The 15,393-nt window shown below is 64.8% G+C and carries 11 protein-coding genes and 1 tRNA gene; 7 read left to right on the top strand and 5 right to left on the bottom strand.

The window, feature by feature from the left end; translation table 11 throughout:
• Positions 1-492: 492 nt before the first annotated feature.
• Positions 493-2,757: a catalase/peroxidase HPI gene (gene katG, locus CRO75_RS17920; RefSeq protein ID WP_097137185.1), complete on the bottom strand. Its 2,265-nt coding sequence runs from the start codon at positions 2,755-2,757 to the stop codon at positions 493-495.
• Positions 2,758-3,198: 441 nt separating this feature from the next.
• Here katG and CRO75_RS17925 point away from each other — a divergent pair, with 441 nt between their 5' ends.
• Both CRO75_RS17925 and CRO75_RS17930 read left to right on the top strand, forming a co-directional pair.
• A complete protein-coding gene (locus CRO75_RS17925; protein WP_062825212.1) occupies positions 3,199-3,789 on the top strand; it encodes a hypothetical protein in 591 nt (196 codons plus the stop codon).
• Between the two features lie 114 nt (positions 3,790-3,903).
• Positions 3,904-4,683, top strand: a complete 780-nt coding sequence (locus tag CRO75_RS17930; RefSeq protein WP_097137187.1) for a nucleotidyltransferase domain-containing protein — start codon at positions 3,904-3,906, stop codon at positions 4,681-4,683.
• Positions 4,684-4,818: 135 nt separating this feature from the next.
• Here CRO75_RS17930 and CRO75_RS17935 read toward each other — a convergent pair whose 3' ends face one another.
• Positions 4,819-6,243 carry an MFS transporter gene (locus tag CRO75_RS17935; protein WP_097137189.1) on the bottom strand — a complete coding sequence of 475 codons (1,425 nt, stop codon included), beginning with the start codon at positions 6,241-6,243 and terminating at the stop codon, positions 4,819-4,821.
• A gap of 140 nt (positions 6,244-6,383) precedes the next feature.
• Between CRO75_RS17935 and CRO75_RS17940 the strand changes: the two genes are divergently transcribed.
• Both CRO75_RS17940 and CRO75_RS17945 read left to right on the top strand, forming a co-directional pair.
• A complete protein-coding gene (locus tag CRO75_RS17940) occupies positions 6,384-7,274 on the top strand; it encodes a LysR family transcriptional regulator (RefSeq protein WP_097137191.1) in 891 nt (296 codons plus the stop codon).
• Between the two features lie 120 nt (positions 7,275-7,394).
• On the top strand, positions 7,395-8,096 hold the full coding sequence (locus CRO75_RS17945; protein WP_097137192.1) for a hypothetical protein: 702 nt from the start codon (positions 7,395-7,397) through the stop codon (positions 8,094-8,096).
• 128 nt (positions 8,097-8,224) lie between these two features.
• Here the strand turns inward: CRO75_RS17945 and CRO75_RS17950 are convergent, their stop codons facing one another.
• Positions 8,225-9,853, bottom strand: a complete 1,629-nt coding sequence (locus CRO75_RS17950; protein WP_097137194.1) for a hybrid sensor histidine kinase/response regulator — start codon at positions 9,851-9,853, stop codon at positions 8,225-8,227.
• Between the two features lie 113 nt (positions 9,854-9,966).
• Between CRO75_RS17950 and CRO75_RS17955 the strand changes: the two genes are divergently transcribed.
• Positions 9,967-10,572, top strand: coding sequence for a response regulator transcription factor (locus tag CRO75_RS17955; protein WP_097137196.1), 606 nt, complete (start codon positions 9,967-9,969; stop codon positions 10,570-10,572).
• A gap of 104 nt (positions 10,573-10,676) precedes the next feature.
• Positions 10,677-11,339 (top strand): glutathione S-transferase family protein, encoded by a 663-nt coding sequence (locus CRO75_RS17960; protein WP_097137198.1) that lies wholly within the window; start codon positions 10,677-10,679, stop codon positions 11,337-11,339.
• A gap of 127 nt (positions 11,340-11,466) precedes the next feature.
• Here CRO75_RS17960 and CRO75_RS17965 read toward each other — a convergent pair.
• Positions 11,467-11,541: transfer RNA gene (locus tag CRO75_RS17965), tRNA-Gln, on the bottom strand.
• A 427-nt stretch (positions 11,542-11,968) separates the two neighbouring features.
• Here CRO75_RS17965 and CRO75_RS17970 point away from each other — a divergent pair.
• Positions 11,969-13,681, top strand: a complete 1,713-nt coding sequence (locus tag CRO75_RS17970) for an amidase (protein WP_097137200.1) — start codon at positions 11,969-11,971, stop codon at positions 13,679-13,681.
• A 183-nt stretch (positions 13,682-13,864) separates the two neighbouring features.
• Here CRO75_RS17970 and cls read toward each other — a convergent pair whose 3' ends face one another.
• Positions 13,865-15,271 (bottom strand): cardiolipin synthase, encoded by a 1,407-nt coding sequence (gene cls, locus CRO75_RS17975; protein ID WP_177409761.1) that lies wholly within the window; start codon positions 15,269-15,271, stop codon positions 13,865-13,867.
• Between the last annotated feature and the right edge of the window lie 122 nt (positions 15,272-15,393).

Raw genomic sequence — 15,393 nt, forward strand, 5'->3', positions numbered from 1 at the left:
TGCCCAGGCAGCACATCAGGGCAGCAGCCTATTTGTAAAAATGCACGAGGATCAACTCCGCACTCATACCACTTGCATGTTCTCGATGCCTGATCTGATGGGCCTGTGGCCGCCACATCAGGCGTCCAAATCAGGCTTGCCACCATACCCAAAGAGACGAAGGTATAGGGGTAAGAATTATCCAAAATTGCCGTAAGGAAAACCTGATCCTGATCAGATCAAATGCACTTGAGTAGTCAGAGAAAGGACAGGTTATCGACACCTTTCAAGAGGTGGATATCCCCCGTCCTGTGCCAATGAGCCCAGGCAATCTCCACCCCGCGAACAGTCACTGCACCTTCCCCTCGGACAAAAAAACGCCTCCACACTGGGAGGCGTCAGCAACTTTCAAAAACACCGAATGGTTTATGACGCGCCTACCTCCGGCCGGGTGCCCCCGACCTGAACCATCAGGTCGAGAGCCCTGTTTCCAGACCTCAAGGCGCTTCCCCCTCACCGCAGATCAAACCGATCCAGATTCATCACCTTGACCCAGGCCGCGACAAAGTCCTTCACGAACTGCTCCTGCCCATCCGCGCTGGCATAGAACTCGGCCAGGGCCCGCAACTGGGCGTTGGAGCCGAAGACCAGGTCGACGCGGGTGCCGGTCCATTTGACCTGGCCGGTCTTGCGGTCGCGGGCTTCGAACTCTTGTTGGGCGTCGGAGACAGGTTTCCATTCCACGCCCATGTCCAGCAGGTTGACGAAGAAGTCGTTGGTCAGCGCGCCCGGCCGTGTGGTGAAGACGCCATGGGGGGTGTGGCCGACGTTGATGTCGAGCACGCGCAGGCCGCCGATCAGCACCGTCATTTGGGGGGCGGTGAGGGTCAGCAGTTGCGCCTTGTCGATCAGCAGCGCTTCGGCCGGTACCGCGTAGCGGGTCTTGAGGTAGTTGCGAAAGCCATCGGCGATGGGTTCGAGGTAGCCGAACGACTCGACGTCCGTCTGCTCCTGGCTGGCGTCCATGCGCCCTGGGGAGAACGGCACGCTGATGTCGAGGCCGGCGTTTTTCGCGGCCTGTTCGATGCCGGCGCTGCCGCCGAGCACGATCAGGTCGGCCAGGGAGATTTTCTTGCCACCGGATTGCGCACTGTTGAAGTCCTTCTGGACCCCTTCGAGGGTCGCCAGCACCTTGGCCAATTGCTCGGGCTGGTTGACTGGCCAGTCCTTTTGCGGGGCCAGACGCAGGCGCCCGCCGTTGGCGCCGCCGCGTTTGTCGGAGCCACGGAAGCTGAACGCCGCCGCCCAGGCGGTGGACACCAGTTGCGACACCGACAGGCCCGAGGCCAGCAATCTGGCCTTGAGTGCGGCGATATCGCTGTCGTTGACCAGGGCATGATCCACCGCGGGGATCGGGTCTTGCCACAGCAGTTCTTCGTGGGGCAGTTCCGGGCCCAGGTAGCGCGAGAGCGGGCCCATGTCGCGGTGGATCAGCTTGAACCAGGCGCGGGCGAAGGCGTCGGCCAGCTGGTCCGGGTTCTCCAGGAAGCGTCGCGAGATCGGCTCGTAGATCGGGTCGAAGCGCAGCGCCAGGTCGGTGGTCAGCATGGTCGGGTTGCGCCGCTTGGAGGGGTCGTGGGCATCGGGGATGATGCCGGCGCCGGCGCCACCTTTGGGCGTCCACTGGTGCGCGCCCGCCGGGCTCTTGGTCAGTTCCCACTCGAAGCCGAACAGGTTTTCCAGGTAGTTGTTGCTCCAGCGGGTGGGCGTGGTGGTCCAGGTCACTTCCAGGCCGCTGGTGATGGTGTCGGAGCCCTTGCCGGTGCCGAAGGTGCTCTTCCAGCCCAGGCCCTGCAGTTCCAGGCCGGCGGCTTCGGGTTCGGCGCCGACATTGTCGGCGGGGCCGGCGCCGTGGGTCTTGCCGAAGGCGTGGCCGCCGGCGATCAGGGCCACGGTTTCTTCGTCGTTCATCGCCATGCGGCCGAAGGTTTCACGGATATCCACCCCGGCGGCCACCGGGTCCGGGTTGCCCTCGGGGCCTTCGGGGTTCACATAGATCAGGCCCATCTGCACCGCGGCCAGGGGGTTTTCCAGGTTGCGTCCCTGGTCGGTGCGGCTTTCTTCATTGCCAGGCTCGGCCACCAGCTGGCCCTCGCCGGGTTCTTGCATGGCGGCTTTATCCGGTTTGCCGTAGCGGGTGTCGCCGCCCAGCCATTTGTTTTCCGAGCCCCAGTAGACGTCTTCGTCCGGCTCCCAGGCATCCGGGCGACCGCCGGAAAAACCGAAGGTCTTGAAGCCCATGGATTCCAGGGCGACGTTGCCGGTGAGCACGATCAGGTCGGCCCAGGAGATGTTGCGGCCGTACTTCTGCTTGATCGGCCACAGCAGCCGGCGCGCCTTGTCGAGGCTGACGTTGTCCGGCCAGCTGTTGAGCGGCGCGAAGCGCTGCTGGCCGGAACCGGCGCCGCCACGGCCGTCACCGACGCGGTAGGTCCCGGCGCTGTGCCAGGCCATGCGGATAAACAGCGGCCCATAGTGGCCGAAGTCGGCGGGCCACCAGTCCTGGGAGTCGGTCATCAGCGCATGCAGGTCTTGTTTCAGGGCCTGGAAATCCAGGCTTTTGAAGGCTTCGGCATAGTTGAAGTCCTCGCCCATGGGGTCGGACAGGGACGAGTGCTGGTGCAGGATCTTCAGGTTCAGTTGGTTCGGCCACCAGTCGCGGTTGGTCGTGCCACCGCCGGCGGCATGGTTGAACGGGCATTTCGATTCGTTTGCCATGAGGAGCTACCTTTGGTCGTATTCATCCAGCTATCCGGCCCGGATGGGCGCGAAATAGCGACAGGCGAAAGCAATGACATAGGTTGCGGGGCTCACAGTTCGCTCAACTGATGGGTGTGGCCACAGGGCATGCTGCAGAGCGGCAAGCGAGTTGCCAGGACGGTGGCCCACGGTAAGCCCGGTACGTTTCTGACTCGTTTTTCGTTATCTCTCGATCAGGTCTCATCCGGCCGGCTCGCGCCAGCGCTGAATTAAGGCTAGCCCCTCTGTGGCGGATCGCTAATAGCCGGACTATTGGTTGTTGATAGGGACAAGCTTTTACCCGGGGCCCAAGGCCGAAGCCAATGATAGGGACAGCGCCCGCGGGGGCTCTGACGGCTTTTGCGACTGATGCCCCGCCTTTTTCGTCCGCCCGACGCGTACAGAGCACGGGAGAAGACCATGAACCAGCGTCCGCGTTGCACGGCCATCCACGAAGCCGGCCACGCCCTGGCCTTTTGGTGGAACGGTCAACCGATCGCCCGCATTACCGTGCGCACCAGGGCCGAGGCCGACGCGGGTCCGATGCTCGATCTGCGCGGCAACCCGCGCTATGTAGAGGGGTTGGTGGAAGCCGATTACCTGGTCCCGCGCCCGGCCTTCGACGCCCCGGGGATCGCCGAATACCTGCCGTCGATGGTCGAGTCCATCGAGCGCGACCTGCTGCATTGCTTTGCCGGCCCGGTGGCCGAAGCGATCTATCGCCATGGCCGATCCGACAGGCTGATAAAAGGCAGCGGCCGCGGCGACCTGAGCCGTGGCCATGAGCTGATCAGCCTGCTGCCGCCGCGCAAGCTGCTCGACGCCGAATCCCGAGCCATGGCCCGCGCCAGCTGCCTGGTGCATCGCTACTGGCCGGCGGTCGGCGCGGTGGCGGACCTGCTGCAAGAGCGCGGCATGGTCGAGGGGGAAGCCATCACGGCGCTGCTGTGTGCGATCAGCGGCGAGTCGCCAACGCCCCTCGGTAACGATCTGGCAAGCCTCGACCCGTGACGGCGTGGCGTTGAACCGCGCCAGCTTGCGCGATTCGTGAAGTCAGCCAGACTGTCTGCCAACCGCCCGCCTGGCCCGGGCGGTTTTCATCGCCATTGCCCCATCGAGATCACCATGTCGCAGTACCCAGGCGTCGACGCCGAAGGTTTTATCCAGTCCCTGCCCGACCAGCCGTTGCAACCGGCGTTCAGCCCTCTGGTGGATGAGTTGCGCGCGATGCTCTCGCGGCGCTTTCCGGCGCTGCTCGATGGCCTGTACCTGTACGGCAGCGTGGCCCGTGGCGACGCGCGGCCGGGCACCTCCGACCTGGATGTGACCCTGGTCCTGGCCTGGGCACCGAGCCCCGAGGAGCGCCAGCGGCTGGAGCAGACTCGGCAGGCGCTGGAGGCGCGGCACCCGGAGGTATCGAAGATCGATTTCGACATCGGCGTGCTCAGCGAGGTGCTGGCGCCCGACAATCGCTACCGCTGGGGTTTCTGGCTCAAGCATCAGTGCCGCTGCATCTGGGGCAATGACCTGGGGCTGCGCTTCGAGCCTTTCCGCCCGAGCCGGACCATCGCCCTGGCACTGAATGGCGACTTCCCCCAGGTGCTGGAAGGCTACGCTCAGCAGCTGGAACAAAGCCGCGAACCGTTGCAGCAGCAACGCCTGCAACGGGCCGCGGCGCGCAAGGCGCTGCGCTCGGCCAACCTGCTGCGCGGCGAACAGGAACGCGGCTGGCCGACCACCCTGGAGGAGCATGCGCAGCTGCTGTCGGCGGCCGAACCGGGGATGGCCGAGTACGCCGCGTTCTTCCTCAAGCAGGCCTATGTGCCCCAGGGTTCGGTGAATGAGTTCGTGCAGCGGTTGCGGGCTTACAGCGCGTTGCTGGTGGGGGAAGGCGCTCAGGCTTGAACGGCCTATCTGTAGCGGTCGGTCAATGGCTCGCGACAGGGCCCGACCTCCTGCGTCGAATGGGGTTACGTCATTGCGGGCAAGCCTCGCTCCTACAGAGGCTGTTTGGCTGCTGCGAGCTGGAATGGCTTTGTACTAAGCCACTGAATCCAGCGCCCGCCATCGACGCTGCTGGCTGAGCAGCGCCACCAGAATCGCCATGAGTACCAGCCCCGCGGCCAGGGCAAAAGTGAAGCCCATGCCGCTACCGACGGCCTCGGCGCTTGCCGTGGTGAGATCGCCAGTTACCGCGGCGAACAGCGCGCCCATCAGCGAGGCGCCGGTGATCAGCCCGAGGTTGCGCGACAGGTTGAGCAGGCCGGAGATCACCCCGCGCTGCGCAGCGGCCACCTCGCTCATCACCGCGGTGTTGTTGGCGGTCTGAAACGTCGCATAGCCCAGGGTGATGACAACGATGGGCGCCAGGTAGCCGCCAATGCCCAGGCTCGCGGGCAGCAACGCCAGCATCAGGCAACCGAGGACCATGGCGCCGAGGCCGGCGAGGATCATCGGCCGCACGCCCAAACGATCGGCGATGCGCCCGGCCGGCACGCCGCTCAGCGCGGTGACACAGGGGCCGAGCGACATCGCCAGGCCCACCGCAAAGGTTTCCAGCCCCAGCCCGTGGGCCAGGTAGAAAGGCCCGATCACCAGCGTCGCCATCATCACCGTCGAGACCAGCGCACTCATGGCCAGGCTGCCGCTCAAGGCCGCATCGCGAAACAGCGCCAGGCGTATCAGCGGCGCGGCCACCCGCGCCTCCACCCAGACAAACAGGCCGGCCGCCATCAGCGCCGCCAACAGCAGCCCGGCGTTGCGCAGGCCGAAATGGCCGCGGCCCAGGGTCATGGCCAGCCCGTAGGCCAGCAGCGTGAGGGCCAGCAGCAAGGTGCCCAGCGGATCGAACGCGCCTCGTTCAAGGGCGCGCACCTGACCAGCAGCCGGCAAATACCGATAAGCCAGCACCCAGGTCAGCCCGCCCAACGGCACGCAGGCCAGGAACAACGCCTGCCAGCCGAACCCGGCGATCAATCCCCCGCCCAGGGACGGGCCGAGGGCGGTGCCGAGCGCCGACATCGTGCCCAGCAGGCCCATGGTGCTGCCGGTGCGGGCCTTGCTGACCGTCTCGCCAACCAGGGCCAGGGTCAGCGCCATCATGATCGCCGCGCCGACGCCCTGCAGTGCCCGGGCGCCGATCAGCATCCCCAGCGTCGGGGCAGCGGCGCAGAGCATCGAGGCCAGGGTGAACAGCAGGATCCCGATCAGCAGCAGGCGCCGCCGTCCCAGCAAATCGCCGAGCCGGCCGACACTGACGATCAGCGCGGTCATCGCCAGCAGGTAGGCAAGGACCACCCACTGCACCTGCTGGAAGCTCGCCCCGAACGCCTGCACCAGGGTCGGCAAGCCCACATTGGCGATGCTGGTGCCCAGCGATGCCAGCAACATCGACAGCGACAGGCTGGCTAATGCCCAGCCGACTGATACCGCTTCCGGTTCTGCTCCGGCATTGACTGGCTTCACGTTGCACTCCTTCTCTGACCCGCGCGAAATGGCGCTGTCGCCAATCTAGCCCGCGGTCTAACATGGCGGAAGACGCAGCCTTTGCAGGTTATTCGTGCGTTTTACGCCATCTCACTTTTGTGCCAGACGGGACCGCCGCCATGTCCATACCCGATCTCAATCTGCTGATCACCCTCGACGTGCTGCTCGGCGAAGGCAGTGTGGCGCGCGCCGCCCAGCGCCTGCGGCTAAGCCCGTCGGCGATGAGCCGGGCCCTGGCGCGCCTGCGCGAAACCACTGGCGATCCGTTGCTGGTGCGCGCCGGCCGCGGCCTGGTGCCGACCCCGCGCGCCCTGGAATTGCGCGAGCGGGTCGGCCACCTGGTGCAGGACGCCGAAGCCATGTTGCGCCCCGTCGAACGGCTCGACCTGCAACGCCTGGTGCGCACCTTCACCCTGCGCAGCAGCGACGGTTTCGTCGAGAACTTCGGCCCGGCCCTGGTCGCCCGCCTGCGCGCCGAAGCCCCTGGGGTGCGCCTGCATTTCATGCAGAAAACCAGCAAGGACAGCACGCCCCTGCGCGACGGCACGGTCGACCTCGACACCGGCGTGGTGGACGCCAACGCCAGCCCGGAAATCCATACCCGCGCGCTGTTCCGCGATCGTTTTATCGGCGTGGTACGCAACGGCCATCCGCTGAGCCACGGGCCGATCAGCGCCGCCCGTTACGCCGCCGGCGAGCATGTGCTGGTATCGCGCCAGGGCCTTGATCGCGGGCTGGTGGACGATGCATTGCAGGCGGCGGGCCTGACGCGCGATATCGCCACCGTCGTTGGCGGTTTCTCCGCCGCCCTGGCCCTGGTCCGCGCTTCGGACCTGATCGCCGCCGTCCCCGAGCGCCACACCCACAACCTGCGCAGCGACCTGCACAGCTTCGCCCTGCCGCTGGCCACGCCGGAAATCACCGTGTCCATGCTCTGGCATCCACGCATGAACAACGACCCGGCGCATCGCTGGTTGCGCGACTGCGTGCGGGAGGTGTGTGAAAAGTGAGGTAAAAAACACGGGGACGGATGATCCAAGGCCGTCATCGGGCGCTTTGCGCCATGCTCACCATGGGCGTGCAGGAAGGATCGCGGTAAAAAGCGCTTCAACGATTTCACTACCACTGGAATGACTCTTGTGAACAAGAAAATAGCCACGACGGCTGCCACTCCTGTCAGCCTGGTCGACTTGCTCCGCGGCACCCGGACTATCGACCCCCTGCGACAGTCCATCGGCATGAAGTGGTCGAGCTTCCAACGTTATGGCGCGGCCTTCCATCCGGTATTCGATGGTGCCAAGGCAATCACCCTGAGCAGAGCGGATGTGTTCAGTGCATTCCAGCAGGATCCCCATCTAGGGGCCCTGAGCGCTATCGCCTGGGGCTTCCCGCGTGGCGGGCTGCCGGGCGGCAGAACGCTGCAACACGCACTGAACGCTCTCCCGTTCATCCTCGAGCGGATTGGCCCAGGCGCCACCTTGAACAACGAGCTATACGAGCAAGTCAACTCACTGCCCAACGTCAAGAACGGCATCACCACCAAGTTGCTGCACTTTGGCGGTATCACGACCAGCGAAGGCCATAGGGCACAGATATACGACTCGAGAATACATAAGTACCTCACTCGGACAAGGCCGCAGGAATATGCGTCCCTGACAGCGAAAATGGCCACTTACCGATACGTTCCAACGCCCTCTCAATACCTTGAATACCTGCGCATCACTGAGCAGGTGGCACTTGAGGTCGGGTACAGCGACCCGTCTCGAGTAGAAATCTTCATGTTCGGCAATGCACCTGAGACACGCAAATCCCGGCACGGGGCCGAGCCCTGATTCGCGGTGCCTTTCACAGTGGTTCGCGAATCACCGCCCTGGCACATTTGCGCTAATCGCCCCCCCCTCCCCCAGCGCCACGGTTGTGCGGCGCGAAGCAAGCGGCCAGGGCTCGCCGAACCGCGTCATCACATCTCGGGCATGACCGCCGGCGCAGAATGCTGGCGCAGCGCCCGCAAGCTGCCGCGCAGTTCGGCCGGGCGCACCGGCTTGGACAGGATGGCGATATTGCGGTCGTGCAACGCGGCCTGGATCTTCTCCACCTCATGCCCGGTGAGGATCAGCGCCGGCACCGCCCAGCCGCGCTGCCGGCGCAGGCTGTCGATGCACTCGATGCCCGTGGCGTGGTTGCCCAGGTCATAGTCGGCGACAATGACGTCGCAGTCGCTGACCAGGTCCCGGCCGCAAAGCTCGGCCTGGACCACGCAGCCCCAGCGCTCGAGCAAGGCCGAGGTGGCCAGCAGCACGTTGCGGTCATCCTCCACCAGGCACACCTTCAAGCCGGTCAGCAGCCCCGCCTGCCGCGCCTCGTCGAGGTTGGCGGCTTGCAGTTGCGGTGGCGCCAGGGGCAACCCGTACAGGCTCACCGCGGTGCCGTGGCCCAGCCGCGAACGGATCGCCACCTCGAGCCCCATCAACTGCCCCAGGCGCTTGACGATGGACAGGCCCAGGCCCACGCCTTCGACGTCCTTGTCCCGTAGCTCGCGCACCCGATAGAACTCCTCGAACAGGTTCGGCAGGTGTTCCTCGGCAATCCCCCGGCCCTGGTCATAGATGACGATGGCCAGCCCCGCGCCGCGCTGGCGCACGCCAATCAGCACCGGTCGCCGCGCCGCGTACTTGAAGCAGTTGGACAGCACGTTCTGGACCATGGTGGCGAGCAGCGCCGGGTCCGTCCGGACCCAGTGCGAACAGGGGCGCAGGCGCAGCTCGACCCCGGCCCAGCGCGCGGCTTCGGCGTTCTGCCGCAGCTGGTCGGCGAGGAATTCGCCCAGATGCAGGGTCTGGAAACTGGGTTGCACCCGCCCGTTGTCGAGGGTGTAGAGGTCGAGAATCGAGCGGAACAATTGCGAGACGTTGAGCAGCGAGCGGTCGATGTTGTCCACCAGGCGCCGCTCTTCGTCGCCCAGGCGCGCCTCGCGCAGGCAGGCGGTGAACAGGCCGATGGAGTGGATCGGCTGGCGCAGGTCGTGGCTGGCCTGGGCGAGAAAACGCGACTTTTCCAGGTTGGCGGCAATCGCCTCCTCCGAAGCCTTGCGCGTGCGCTCCAGCAAGATATGGGCGTAGGCCGGGATCACCGTGCTGGTGATCAGCAGCATCAGCACCATGAAGGGTTGCGCCTGCCACAGCGGCGTCAGGCGATAGACCACCAACAGCGCCATTAGCGCCAGGGCCGTGGCAATCGCCAGGTAGCGCGAGCCATAGCGCATGCCATTGCCCAGGTTGACCCAGACCATCACCGCGTACAGCGGCAACGCCGCCTCCCCGCCGACCACCAGGCCGAACGAGGTGCCGGTGTAATCGTGGACCATGCTCAGGATCCTTCGCGCCGGATAATGCCCGGGCCAGTGCACGATGGCCTGGCGCAGGACGATCGACAGCAGCAGGAACAGGACGATATAGATCACGATCGGCAGGTAGGTATCGACCCGCTGCCCGGGCAGGAAACCCAGCACGCCGATATAGGCCACGGCGCAGGAACCGACAATAATGCGCAGGTTGGCCTGGTCGAGCTCGGTGTTTTTCTCGAATTTCATGGTGAACATCCTTGTGCGCCAGTCGTCGTACTCGACACGAACCACAGGCAGTTGCCTGGCCCGCTGCTAAAGTAGCTGCCTCAAGGAAAGCTCGACCCAAGGAGAGTCACCCCATGGCATGCCGGATTATCATAGCCGACGATCACCCGCTGTTTCGCGAGGGCATGTTGCGCACGGTCCAGCGCCTGCTGCCGGATGCGCTGATCGAACAGGCCGGCGACCTGGACAGGGTACTCGCCCTGACCCGGGCCGGCGACGAGCCGGACACGCTGATCCTCGACCTGCGTTTTCCAGGCCTGACCTGCGTCAGCCAGCTGGCCGAACTGCGCAAGCAATTGCCGCGCACCACCCTGATCGTGGTGTCGATGGTCGATGACCAGGCGCTGATCGGCGAGGTCATGGCCGCCGGCGTCGACGGTTTTATCGGCAAGAACATCGCCCCCGACGAGATCGGCCAGGCGGTCCTGGCCATTCGCCAAGGCGAAGTGCTGGTCAAGTTCGCCCCTTCCGGCCTGCTGCCGCTGGGCACCGGCGCCACCCTGACCACGCGCCAGCTCGAGGTGCTGCGCCTGATCGCCCAGGGCAAGACCAACAAGGAAATCGCCCGCGAACTGGAGATCTCGCCCTTCACCGTGCGCATCCATGTGTCGTCGCTGCTGCGCATCCTCAACGTGCCGTCGCGGGCCGCGGCGGCGGTGAAATATTCAGGGGGGCTGTAGCCGGCTCGTCGCCTGCCAGCGCGTGGCCGCCAGGGTCGGCCGATAATAGGTGGGTTTCCCTGCTGGCACGTCGTGCGCCCCACCCTTCATCGAGGAACCGGAACATGCCGCTGACCCTGTATTTCCATCCCCTGTCGTCGTTCTGCCACAAGGTGCTGATCGCCCTCTACGAACACGGCAGCGCCTTTGAAAAACGCATCATCGACCTGGCCAACGACGCCGACCGGGCCGAGCTGCAAAGCCTGTGGCCGCTGGGCAAGTTCCCGGTCATCCGCGATCACGCCCGGCAGCGCGATGTGCCGGAATCGAGTGTGATCATCGAGTACCTGGACCGGTTTTATCGGGGCCAGCAGCCATTGATTCCCGATGATTGGGACAGCGCGCTGGAAGTCCGGCTGTGGGACCGTTTTTTCGATTGCCATGTCCAGGGGCCGATGCAGCGGATAGTCGCCGATCGCCTGTATGGCACCCACGGCGACCTGAGCCGGGAGCGCGCAGCCCTGCTGAGCGCATACAACATGCTCGAACAGCGCCTGGCCTCGAGAATCTGGGTAGCCAGCCCGGATTTCAGCCTGGCCGATTGCGCCGCCGCCCCGGCCTTGTTCTATGCCAGCACGCTGGTGGCCTTTGCCGATGACCATCGCCATTTGCGCGCCTATTTCGAGCGGCTGATACAGCGCCCCTCGTTCCAGCGGGTCATCGACGAAGCCCGGCCCTACTTTGTCCATTACCCGTTTGCCGAGGCCATCGCGCCGCGCTTTCGCTAGCCGCCGGACCAGAGCTGAGGTGATGGGAATATCCCGGGCACACAAAAACGGGCCGCTTGAGCATCCGGATGGAGCCGAGGCCGTGCCTTGGGGGGAGCGTTTGATAAATAGAGGGGAGGATAAGAGATGGCAGGGGCGGCTGGATTCGAACCAACGCATGGCAGGATCAAAACCTGCTGCCTTACCGCTTGGCGACGCCCCTATCTCTGCTGTTGCTTGCTTTCACTGCAAGCCCCGTGGGGCCTCTGCAAGAACGCGCGGAAATTTATCAACTTTTTCGTCGCCTGTGAAGTCAAAGATGCATAAATTTGTTTTTAAAACAGCTACTTACTTTTTGGGGCCTGAGTGAGGTAAAAACCGCCGATGCCCGGCAACCGCTATACGGCGGGCGCCAGTCGCCGATCAGCCGCCAACAAGGACGGCGAAACCTTTAACGGTTCCCCGCCGGCAACTTGGTGCAAAATACCCAGCTCAGGTTGTAGCCCAGCCCCAGTCGCGTCGTGCCGCGCAACGAGAACCGATATGAACACCCATTGTGAGATAAGCGATGTGCCCAAGCCGCCCAACCCCCAGTGCCAGTGTGATGGCAACTTTCACTCCATCACCCCTCAGCAGCCGGCGGTAACAGCATGATCGAAGTCACCGAGGTTTCCATTGCCCAACTGCGCGCCGCGCTCGAATCAGGCCAGACCACGGCGGTCGAACTGGTCCAGGCCTATCTCGCCAGGATCGATGCCTACGACGGCCCCGACACGCCTACCGCCCTCAATGCGGTAGTGGTACGCAACCCCGACGCGCTCAAGGAAGCCCAGGCCGCCGATGCCCGCCGGGCCAGGGGCGAAACCCTGGGGCCGCTCGATGGCATTCCCTACACCGCCAAGGACAGCTATCTGGTCAAGGGCCTCACCGCGGCTTCCGGCAGCCCCGCCTTCGCCAGGCTGATCGCCTATCGCGACGCGTTCACCATCGAACGGCTGCGCGCCGCCGGGGCGATCTGCCTGGGCAAGACCAATATGCCGCCCATGGCCAACGGCGGCATGCAGCGCGGGGTCTATGGCCGCGCGGAAAGCCCGTACAACGCCGACTACCTCACCGCCCCCTTCGCCTCCGGCTCGTCGAACGGCGCGGGTACCGCCACCGCCGCCAGCTTCGCCGCCTTTGGCCTGGCGGAGGAAACCTGGTCCAGCGGCCGGGGACCTGCCTCGAACAACGGCTTGTGTGCCTACACCCCTTCGCGCGGGGTGATCTCGGTGCGCGGCAACTGGCCGCTGACCCCGACCATGGACGTGGTGGTGCCCTATGCCCGGACCATGGCCGACCTGCTCGAAGTGCTCGACGTGGTGGTCGCCGAGGACCCGGACACCCGTGGCGATCTGTGGCGCCTGCAACCCTGGGTGCCGATTCCCAGCGTGGCCTCGGTGCGCCCGGCTTCCTATCAGGAACTGGCCGCCAGCAGCAGCGCCCTGGCCGGCAAGCGCTTCGGCGTGCCGCGCATGTACATCAACGCCGACCCTGAGGCGGGCACCAGCGAGGCACCGGGAATCGGTGGCCCGACCGGACAACGCATCGACACCCGCCCTTCGGTGATCGGCCTCTGGCAGCAGGCGCGCCAGGCGCTCGAAGCCGCCGGCGCCGAGGTGCTCGAAGTGGATTTCCCCCTGGTGTCCAATTGCGAGGGCGATCGCCCCGGCGCGCCGACGGTGTTCAACCGCGGCCTGGTGTCCAAGGAGTTCCTGCACCATGAGTTGTGGGACCTGACCGCCTGGGCCTTCGATGACTTCCTGCGGGCCAACGGCGACCCGCAGCTCAATCGCCTGGTGGATGTCGATGGCCCGCTGATATTCCCCCACGACCCGGGCACCCTGCCCAACCGCGAAGGCGACCTCGCCGCCGGCATGGACGAGTACGTGAAGATGGCCGAGCGCGGCATCACTCCCTGGGATCAGATCCCCACCGTGCCCGACGGCCTGCGTGGCCTGGAGCAAACCCGCAAGCTCGACCTCGAGGACTGGATGGATCGTCTCGGCCTTGATGCGGTGATCTTCCCCACCGTGGCCGACGTCGGCCCGGCCAATGCCGATGTCGACCCGGCGTCCGCGGATATCGCCTGGAGCAATGGCGTCTGGGTGGCCAACGGCAACCTCGCCATCCGCCACCTGGGCGTGCCCACGGTCACCGTGCCGATGGGCGTCATGCCGGACATCGGCATGCCTGTCGGGCTGACCTTCGCCGGCCGCGCCTACGACGATTCGAACCTGCTGCGCCTGGCGGCGGCCTACGAGTCCACCGGCAGCAAACGCCTGATTCCGCCGCGCACACCGGCGTTGCTGGCGGGTAAATAAGCAGCGGTTAAACCTGAGCGACGGGATTGGGGCATCAGCGCCAATCCCGCCTGCCAACGGCGAGCCAGGGCAATCCGGCCTGCTCAAAATCATCGCCCGCAAAAATGCTCCGCGGTCGATCTCGCCAGAGCCCGAGCCTGGACTGGCGCGCCCCCCAAGATGCAGAACAGCGTGCAACTCGGCTCATAACCAGTATTTCCAAAGTCGCGCGATCTGCTCCTTGGCTCTCATACCCAGCGAACGGTGCTGCCACTGTTCCAGCTTGATTTCGTTCGACTTGGCCAGGTCCGCCATGAATGCCGCCTGCATCTTTTTTGCAAACCCGGTGCCCAGCACCACGACGTTGACTTCATCGTTATGCAGGAAGCTGCGCCAGTCGAGGTTGGTGGAGCCGACACTCGACCACACGCCATCGATTACCGCAGTCTTGACGTGGAGTAGCGCGTCACGGCGTTCGTAAAGTTTGACGTTGGCTTTCAGCAGCTCGCTGTAATAAGCGTGTCCGGCATGGAGCACCAGCCACGAATCGGTACTGCTGGGTAGCACCAGCTTGACGTCGACTCCCCGTGCTGCCGCTTCCTTGAGGACCGCTAGCAACTGCGGGTCGGGCACAAAGTAGGCATTGGTCAGCCATATCTCGGTCTGTGCACTGCGCAGCGCCGAAATCAGCGTGGCGTAGATCAGGCTGAACGGTTCATCTGGCGAACTGCCAATGGCGCGCACCACCTCGCTGCCCTTGCGTTCAGGGGGTGGAAAGTACCGCCTGGCCGCGAGTGGTTCGCCTTTCTGGGCAGTCCAGGTTGCGATGAACAGTTTCTGCAGCTGGGCAACCACGGGCCCCTCGATACGCAGGTCGGTGTCGCGCCAGGGTAAATCGCCATCGGGCCGGGTCTTCGAATAAGCGCTGAGCGAGCCCCCTGAATAGACGCTGCTGATGTTGATCCCACCGAGAAAGGCAATGCGACCGTCCACTATCAGCAGCTTCCGGTGGTCACGCTGGTTCACATCCCAACCCGCTTTGGCCGTCACCGGATTGACAGGGTTGTACTCCAGCACCTTGACGCCCGCTTTGGTCAATCGAGCGAAAAACTCTGCCGATGTTCCCAGGGTGCCGACGCTGTCACGGATCAGGTTGACCTGTACGCCTTGCCGCTGCCGGGCGATCAATGCGTCGGCGAAGCGCTGGCCGACTTCGTCATCGTCAAGGATGTAGGTCTCCATGTTGATGTGGTCGCGTGCAGCCTCCACGGCCTTGATCATCGACTGGTAGGTACTGGGGCCGTCCTGCAGCAAGTCGACCTTGTTGCCTTCCGTCAGCGGGCTGCCGGCGATGGCCTCTTCGATTGCGAGGTGCACGTCGAAGATGTCGGTCTGTGCGCCGGAGGATTTGAGCCGGTCGAGAATGGCTTGGCTGCGCTCGGCCGACAGAGGTCCATGGGCCCCGTCGAGCTGCACTGGCGTAGAGGGTGCGCGAGCCATGTCGGGCACTATCCTGGGCAATGCGCTGCACGAGATCATAAATGCCAGGAGCACAACCACGCACAGCGCCAGAAGATTACTTGCCCCCTTAGATGGGTTTGGAAGGTTCATTGGACCCCCTCTTGGCGAGGACGGTGATAGCGCTCAATAATCCGCAGATGTCGTCGTGCATCCTGTGCCCAAGAGGGCTTGGCGCAGGTTCCTCCACCCGGGCGCCTTGCTTGCCATGCAAG

The organism is Pseudomonas sp. LAMO17WK12:I10, assembly GCF_900215185.1.
GTDB classification, from domain to species: Bacteria; Pseudomonadota; Gammaproteobacteria; order Pseudomonadales; family Pseudomonadaceae; genus Aquipseudomonas; species Aquipseudomonas chlororaphis.

Bases quoted from the DNA above. Each gene is read 5' to 3' on its own strand.
- katG (WP_097137185.1), bottom strand. From the start codon at position 2,757: ATGGCAAACGAATCGAAATGCCCGTTCAACCATGCCGCCGGCGGTGGC.
- CRO75_RS17925 (WP_062825212.1), top strand. From the start codon at position 3,199: ATGAACCAGCGTCCGCGTTGCACGGCCATCCACGAAGCCGGCCACGCC.
- CRO75_RS17930 (WP_097137187.1), top strand. From the start codon at position 3,904: ATGTCGCAGTACCCAGGCGTCGACGCCGAAGGTTTTATCCAGTCCCTG.
- CRO75_RS17940 (WP_097137191.1), top strand. From the start codon at position 6,384: ATGTCCATACCCGATCTCAATCTGCTGATCACCCTCGACGTGCTGCTC.
- CRO75_RS17945 (WP_097137192.1), top strand. From the start codon at position 7,395: ATGACTCTTGTGAACAAGAAAATAGCCACGACGGCTGCCACTCCTGTC.
- CRO75_RS17950 (WP_097137194.1), bottom strand. From the start codon at position 9,853: ATGAAATTCGAGAAAAACACCGAGCTCGACCAGGCCAACCTGCGCATT.
- CRO75_RS17955 (WP_097137196.1), top strand. From the start codon at position 9,967: ATGGCATGCCGGATTATCATAGCCGACGATCACCCGCTGTTTCGCGAG.
- CRO75_RS17960 (WP_097137198.1), top strand. From the start codon at position 10,677: ATGCCGCTGACCCTGTATTTCCATCCCCTGTCGTCGTTCTGCCACAAG.
- CRO75_RS17970 (WP_097137200.1), top strand. From the start codon at position 11,969: ATGATCGAAGTCACCGAGGTTTCCATTGCCCAACTGCGCGCCGCGCTC.
- cls (WP_177409761.1), bottom strand. From the start codon at position 15,271: ATGAACCTTCCAAACCCATCTAAGGGGGCAAGTAATCTTCTGGCGCTG.